This is a genomic window from Paenarthrobacter sp. NPDC056912, from assembly GCF_042786555.1.
Classification (GTDB): Bacteria; Actinomycetota; Actinomycetes; order Actinomycetales; family Micrococcaceae; genus Arthrobacter.
Window position 1 is genome coordinate 24,715 of record NZ_JBHUCD010000019.1, and the last position, 6,956, is coordinate 31,670.

The following is a 6,956-nucleotide window of genomic DNA, read 5'->3' on the forward strand; positions in this document are numbered from 1 at the left end:
GCCAAAACGCGACGTCGGCACCCACCCGAGTGCCGACGTCGTACTCTCTACTCGGTGACCTCGTCCTCCACAACCGGGTCCTTCAACAGGAGGGCCGTCCCCTGGAAGGCGGGCAACTCCAGGAAGAAGCTGCGGAGGTCATCCACCTGGCCAACGCTTTCGCCGCTGAAAAGGTCATGCACGGTGGCGCCCGGGACCAGGTGCGGGGACTGGATGCTGCCGGCAATGTCCTGGTCCGAGAAGTTCAGGACAGTGACCTGCAAGGCGCCATCCGCCAGCTGGTTGACCATGACCAACAGGCCTCGGTTGGAAACGTCGGGCACGTCCAGGAGGGTACTGGTTGCAATCCCCGACTCCTCCCGCACTGTGAGTATCCGCTGGAGCCGGCGCGCGTAGGAGTTCGGATCCTTGAGCTGTGCAGGCAGCGGACCGTAGAGGCTGCGGGCGCGCGGCATGCCGGCCAGGGACGTTTTCGCGTCGGGACTGGTGCCCATCAGGTCGTGTGCGCCACGGTTGATCCAGCGCGTGTCACCCTGCGAGGTGAGCTCCCGGACAGTTTCGCGATCCAAGGCCGTGATGCCGGTGAGGTCCCAGCCGGAAAGCGCGAAGACGCCCGGCTGCAGCGCGTTGTACATGGACAACAGCACGTGGGCATCCAGCACCCGGGCCTCCTCTTCCTTGGTGATGGAGGAGGGTTCCTTGATGCCCAAGGCGGCCATGATGAAGCTGACCGTGGTGCACGCGATGCCGTTGGTGGTGAAGAGCGCGTTGTACGGTCCGTTCTCGCCGGTCAGCCGCTCCCGCAAGGTGTCCTGAACCTTCTCGGCCACCTCGGCGCCGGTCAGTTCCTCGCCGCCAAGTTCGAACACGTCGTCCCTGTGGCCAGCGGCAAAGTGGAGCAGCTCGTACGTCAGTTCGTCGTGGTTCTGGAGGGCGTGAACCAAGGAAGCCTGGTCCACGCCGATCTCCATGGCAAGGCGCAAGGTCAGTCGAAGGAACTCCGTATCAGCGGTCACCAGTGCGTAGTGGTAGGCGGGCCTGGTGATGAAGTCGTAGGACAGGTCCGGGCCCGACTCCGACTGTGCCTTGATGTCATCGATGGTGAGGTTGAGCTCCTGGAAGGAGAACCCGCCCACCTTGCGGATCATGGACCCGATCAGCTGGTTGGCGGCCTCGGACAAGGGGTGGCCCTCCGACCAGCCAGGCTCCTCCTCGGCGCTCTTCTCAACACCCAGGAAGCCGTTGGCATCCAGCCTCAAGGCACCCGTGCCCAGGTCCAGCAGTGAATGCAGTGCGTCGCCAACCACCAGGCGCATCCCGGCGAAAGTTGGGTCCAGCCAGTTGATGGACGGCTGCCCGGCCTTGAAATAGTGGAGATAGACCCAGCGGCGGGTTTTGCCAGTGGTGTCGATGATCGCTTTGGTGGCGCTCCAGTTGGTTTCCTTGACGCCCGGCTCGTAGAAGATGACCCGTTGCAGCCGGCCGATGATGTAACCGGCTTTTTGCAGGGCTTGTTCGGCGTCAGGGCTGATGTTGACGGAGTCTTCGCCCTCGGGAACGTCGGGCAGCAGGTGCCAGTCTTCCTCCGGGATATCCACCATGTGATAGATCCCGGGGTAGTCCCGGAAATTCATCTCAGCGAGGCGGAAGTCCGCACCTTTGCCCGTGTGCCCGGGGACAATGTCGTCAATGACGGTGCCCCCGCGATCTGCCGCGACCTCGCACATCTCACGGAACTCTTCCTCCGTACCGAACGCCGGATCGATGGCCATGCTGATGCGGTCAAAGTGCCCGTCAACACTGGGGGTTTGCGACCAGCCACGGATGCCGCCCGCAAGTTTCACCGGGCCCGTGTGCAGCCCACGGATGCCGATCTCACGGAACGCTTCCCAGAGCTCGGGGTCACCCAGCGCCGACAGGAAGGACTGGCCGTCCTGCGTGATGAAGGACAGGGGATAGGCGGTGAACCAGACAGGTGCCCGTTCCACGGCCGCCCTGGGGTTGGGCCTGGCGTACGAGTTCTGCCACATGCTGGCCTGCCCGGAGAGTTGCCGGGCCATGGTGTTGGCGTCGCCCAGCATGGATTGGTTCCTCAGCCAGTCCACATACGTGGAGTTCAGGCCGTCGAATTCGAGGGACGGGCGGGCGGCGAAGAACTGCCGCCTCCGGGCAATTGGCCGCAGTGCCTTGGGACGTGCTGGATAGAACTGCTCGTCAAACGTGATCTCCGCCGGTTCGCTTGCGGCGCCCTCCAATGACGTCTCTTGCGTCCCGGGATCATCCGCCAGGCTGTTGGCATCTGAGGTGTGTTCGTTGACTATCGGCTCCCGCACAGTCTGCTCCTTTGGTGGCCGCCGCGCTTGTCGCCGACCTTACGAGGGGGTGTTCAAGAGGTCACGTACCCGGGCTTCCCGGGAGTATTCATGCTAGTCGGGGTACCTGTACGTTTGTCGACCTTGAGAAGAACCAAGACCCGTGTTCGCCGCTTTGGCGAGTGCCGGCGTCGTAATTTCCGAGGTTCAGCCCACCGGGCGGCGTGGGTCGGGCAGTTGCCACAACTGAGACCGATCCTCCGGGAAAGAGAACCTCAATGAACTGATGAGCCGCTTGAGGGTGCCGAATTCCTGTGACCGGATGTAGCGGCCGGCATCGTCAGCTGACGCGAACGTGCGGGCATAGCTGGATCTGGGTGCAGGACCAACCAGCCCCAGTTCGTCGCCGAAGCGGAGGATCACCGGCGGCGACCCATCAACACGTGCGGTTGTGCCGCAGCCTTGCCCGGCCGAGGTTCGCGCCACGAGTCCGAAAGAGCCCCTGAGTTGCGGTGCCGGGGTCAAGCCATAGGAGAACGCCGATGCCAGCGCCGGGTCCAGCAGCTCGGCTCCTGTGGCGACGACTGCTTGTTGGAGGTGGACGTCGGGGCCTTGCTGGAGGGCACACGAATCGTTGTGGGGGGCGGGGCCAAAGTAGAGAGTGGCGACGGGCAGGGAATCCTGGTCCGCTACGGTGACATGGAGCCCGGGGTATTCAGCCGAGGGTTCATGACGGTGCACACTCCAGGTGGCAGGGAGATCGATGCTGGCTTCCACGCCGGCGGAGGCATCGGCCCACGGACTGAGCAGCGTGGCGGTACGCCATTCGGTAGCCGAGGCGGCTGCGGAGGCAACCGCGGCCGGGCCGACGTCTGCCGGGTGGCCGCTGTCAACGCCGTTGCCCTGCTCGGGCGGTCGGGTAAGGGCGGCGGAGAGTACCCAACCACTGGCTGCTAACAGAGAGAACGCCAAGACCGCGTGCATCAGCTTTCTCGGCACGCCATTGCGCCGAGGCCGGATGGTCGGCAAGCCAGGTCCAACAGTTACGACGTCAACAGGGTCTATCCCCGGAGCGGCGTCCGCCGGCAACACTGCCGCCGCGAAAGGCGGAGCGGCGTCGGAAATTTGCTGCTCAAGCGGTTTCATCAGAGCTGTCCGCCACGACAAACCCGAGGCGCGTTGCCCGGCGCTCGGCATGTCCGTAGGCCTTGTCCAACAGGGCTCCGGCGCGCGCCATGGAACACCCCAGGAAGTCAGCGAGTTCGCCCATGCTGAGCTTGTCCCAGTAGACGAGCCGAAGGACCTCGCGCTCCATGGGGTGGAGGGCGGCGATGATCCCGGCCATGGATCGCTGCCTTGCCACCTCGCGGTCTCTCTCCCGGATTGCCGCCGCCGCAGGGCGGGCAGACGCCGCGAGCAAGGTTCCGAAAGGGATGTCCTGTGGCTGGCTCAGCGCCCAGCGGAAAGTGTCTTTGGCAAGGACTTGCGCGTAGTCGGCGTCGCCTGTCCGGCGGGCCAGGAACAATGCGAGCCTTTGGAAATCCGTGTGACCGGGCATTGTCCGCTCCCTACTCTGGCTGGATGATGCGCACGGAAGACAGCATCCGCTTGTACGTTTGGTACTCGTCGGTCCCCATGAACGCCCTGGCTTCCGCGAGGGACGTGAAGGTGGGGGTTAGGGACGTCGCCGATGTCGACAACCACCCGGGAGCTTGGCCGCTGAACTGGAAGTGGTCCGAGACGGCCAACATGGTCCCGTCCGGAAGCGACTCCACGTGGTGGTACTCAGTGCAGCTGTCCACTGCGGACCCGGGTGGCAGGGAAGTGATCCCAAAGGACGACTTCAGCCCGGCACCGTTCAGCACCCGGTACACGAAACGCGCTCCATTGGGCGTCGAGGCGCTCACCGGTACCTCCGATGGGACGCTTTCCAGCTCAACGTACTCCTCCGGTGTGGCAACGCAGGCAACGGGATCCCGCTGGGGCAGTACTTTCCCGTAGTAGATCTGCGCAAGGACATCCTGAGTCGGGCTGTCTTTAATGATCTTGATGGACAGCGAGTCGTAGCTTTCGTTGGGTACATCGCTGCTGGTGGTAAACCCCGGGGCTACATCGATCTGGATCTGAGGGCCTGTGGAGCCTCCCGTTTGAGTGGTGGACAAGCGCAGCACGCGCCACCCGTCCGTCCCGGCGCTGGTGGTGCTGACGCTCGGCGAAGGGCTTACCGCCGGAGGTACCGGTTGCAGAGGCGCCACGACCCGGGCCAGTACGACGACGGCAATCACCAACACGGACAAAGCCGCCACAGCCGCCGCAACAGTCCAAGGCCTCCTCAGGCTGCTCCAGCGGCCCAGGGGCTTGCCCCGGTCAACGAAGTCCTGGCCGGTGGCATGGAGGGCCGGTGCATTTTCCAGCGCAGCACGCAACTCGGCGCTGGCGTCCAGCCGTGGGGTGTTGGACGGGCGCACTGGGTTGGCTGCCTCCAGCAGTTCGTCAATCCTGTCCATGGGAGTGTTCACCTGCCTTGTCCTTATCCGGATAGCCGGCTGTGAGGTCTGCGGGCATGGCAGCCGCGAAGGCACGCTTGGCCCGATGAAGCCGCACCCCAACACTGTTTTCCGTGCACCCGAGGGAAGCCGCGAGCTCGGCGGTGGTGAGTTTGTCCCAGAAGTGCAACATCAGAATCTCCCTGTCCCTGGCCCGGAGCCTGCCAAGCGTTTCCGCGACTGCGGCCTCCACATCGCCCCCGGCCGGTTCGGCGGCCGCGCGGACACCTTCGGCGAGTTTGACCATGAGCTCACGCCGGCGTCGCCTGCCGCGGTACTCGTTGCCGATGACGTTCCGGGCCACTGCGAACAGCCATGCCACGTCAGTGGTGGGCTCGTCCTCGGACTTCTGCCAGGCAATCCGGAACACGTCCGCTGTGAGCTCCCGGGCCACTTCCAGCTCGCCTACTCGTCGGAGGATGTAGTGCAACACCCGCTCGTGCTGGGCAGCGTGAAGGGAGATGAACTCGGCTTCCCGTTGCAACAACATCCCGCTGCCCCCGCTCGCTACTGGCCCCTTTTCCCCGATACCCCTCATATTTCCGCGAACCGCAGGATTCTTACAGGCGGGAGATGAAAATTTGAGGCGAAGGCGCCGCGGACATCGGCCGGCCACGCGCTAAACGCTCGACGACGACACCCGGATGAGTGCCGTCGTCGAGCGTTTTGTGGGTGTTTCGGGAAACCTGCTAGCCAGGGCCGGCGACGCTCCCTGTGTACAGATCGCGCCCCAAGCACGAAGCTTAAGGAGCATTCATAAGGGGGAGCTTCATGTTCAAGGCGCCAAACAGGGGTGTGACGGATAGCCGGCTGGACCACGGATTCTTTATCCTGGGCGGCGCAGCTGCGGTGTGGCTGGCGTTCCTTCTAGTGGGGGAGAGCTTCCACCTGGGCTGGGGGCAGGTGTGGTTCTACTTCGTGTTCTGGGCGTTTCTTGCGTACCTGCTGCTGCCCCGCCTGCACCGGATCCTCACCACTATTTACGTCCCCGGCTATTTCATCGGCCGGGCCCGAACCAGCGACGGCCTCCTCGGCGATCCTGTGAACGTGGCGCTCCTGGGCTCCGAACCCCAGATCCACAAGATCATGACGGCGGCAGGCTGGACCATGGCCGACGACGTCACTTTTGCAAGCAGCCGGCGCATCGTCAGCTCCACCATCTTTCGCAAGAGCTACTCGCAGGCGCCCGTCAGCCCTCTGTACTTGTTCGACAGGCAACAGGACTTCGCGTACCAGCAGGAAGTGGACAACAACCCGGGCAAACGCCACCACGTTCGCTTCTGGCGCTGCCCCGAGGGGTGGATGCTGCCGGGCGGACACAAGGTGGACTGGCTCGCGGCAGGAACGTACGACCGGAGCGTGGGTTTCTCGCTCTTCACGCTCCAGATCACGCACAAGATCGAGCAGAACACGGACGTGGAACGGGACCACATTGTGCACACCGTGTCGCAGGCCGAGCCTGCAGTAGCCGTTCGCGTCATCGAGGACTTCTCCACCGGCTATCACACGCGAAACGGCGGCGGGGACTCGATTTCCACGGACGGTGACCTGCCGATTGTCGACGCGCGCCAGGTACTTGTCGCTCCAGCACAGGAACCCACGCAGACCGACAGCCGTGACAGGCGGCCCGCGCCCACCATCATGGGTGCCGCGCTGGTTGTCGCCAGGGCGCTTGCTGCATTGGTCCTGGCGATCACCCTGCTGACATCGGGCGGCGAAGTAGACGGGGTTTCCCTTGACGACGGCTCTTCGGACCCGCAATCCACCATGGCGGCAATCGTCTTGGTCGCCGGCGTTGTTTTGGTCTTTGGGCTTGGCGAACTCTTCCTCGCCTGGCGGATTTTCCTGGGCAGCAACGGCGCCCGCGTGATCGCGATGGGCCTGAGTTCCATCTCAATCCTGGCTCAGGCCATTGATTACTCCACCGGAACGGCGAATCTCACCTTCGAAGCCGGCCTCTCCGGCCTTGCCTCGGACATCCTGGTGCTCCTGGCCTTGTCCAGCCAAAGATCCAGGGTCTACGCCAAGCGGCAGCGGGTTCCGGCCGTTCCGCCCTCTGTGTTGAATCGGCACGTTGCTTCCTGACCTTCTTTGAGGC

The 6,956-nt window shown here is 64.1% G+C and carries 6 protein-coding genes; 1 reads left to right on the forward strand and 5 read right to left on the reverse strand.

From position 1 onward, the window contains the following. Window positions 1–47 precede the first annotated feature (47 nt). The 5 genes from treS to ACFRJ9_RS18715 all read right to left on the reverse strand — a co-directional run bounded on the left by treS (window position 48) and on the right by ACFRJ9_RS18715 (window position 5,348). Entirely contained in the window at window positions 48–2,333 is a 2,286-nt protein-coding gene (treS, locus tag ACFRJ9_RS18695) for a maltose alpha-D-glucosyltransferase (RefSeq protein WP_377671000.1), read from the reverse strand. A gap of 186 nt (window positions 2,334–2,519) precedes the next feature. After that, window positions 2,520–3,458 (reverse strand): hypothetical protein, encoded by a 939-nt coding sequence (locus ACFRJ9_RS18700; RefSeq protein WP_377671003.1) that lies wholly within the window; start codon window positions 3,456–3,458, stop codon window positions 2,520–2,522. Then, window positions 3,445–3,870 carry a sigma factor-like helix-turn-helix DNA-binding protein gene (locus ACFRJ9_RS18705; protein ID WP_377671005.1) on the reverse strand — a complete coding sequence of 142 codons (426 nt, stop codon included), beginning with the start codon at window positions 3,868–3,870 and terminating at the stop codon, window positions 3,445–3,447. The genes ACFRJ9_RS18700 and ACFRJ9_RS18705 overlap by 14 nt, the downstream gene beginning before the upstream one ends. 10 nt (window positions 3,871–3,880) lie before the next feature. Continuing rightward, the gene (locus ACFRJ9_RS18710) at window positions 3,881–4,831 is read right to left on the reverse strand and encodes a hypothetical protein (protein WP_377671008.1); all 951 of its coding nucleotides are present in this window, start codon (window positions 4,829–4,831) and stop codon (window positions 3,881–3,883) included. After that, window positions 4,806–5,348, reverse strand: coding sequence for an RNA polymerase sigma factor (locus ACFRJ9_RS18715; protein WP_377671011.1), 543 nt, complete (start codon window positions 5,346–5,348; stop codon window positions 4,806–4,808). Before ACFRJ9_RS18715 ends, ACFRJ9_RS18710 begins: the two co-directional genes overlap by 26 nt. Before the next feature lie 281 nt (window positions 5,349–5,629). Here ACFRJ9_RS18715 and ACFRJ9_RS18720 point away from each other — a divergent pair, with 281 nt between their 5' ends. Continuing rightward, complete coding sequence (locus ACFRJ9_RS18720) at window positions 5,630–6,943, forward strand: LssY C-terminal domain-containing protein (RefSeq protein ID WP_377671013.1); 1,314 nt, start codon at window positions 5,630–5,632, stop codon at window positions 6,941–6,943. The last annotated feature ends 13 nt before the right edge of the window (window positions 6,944–6,956 follow it).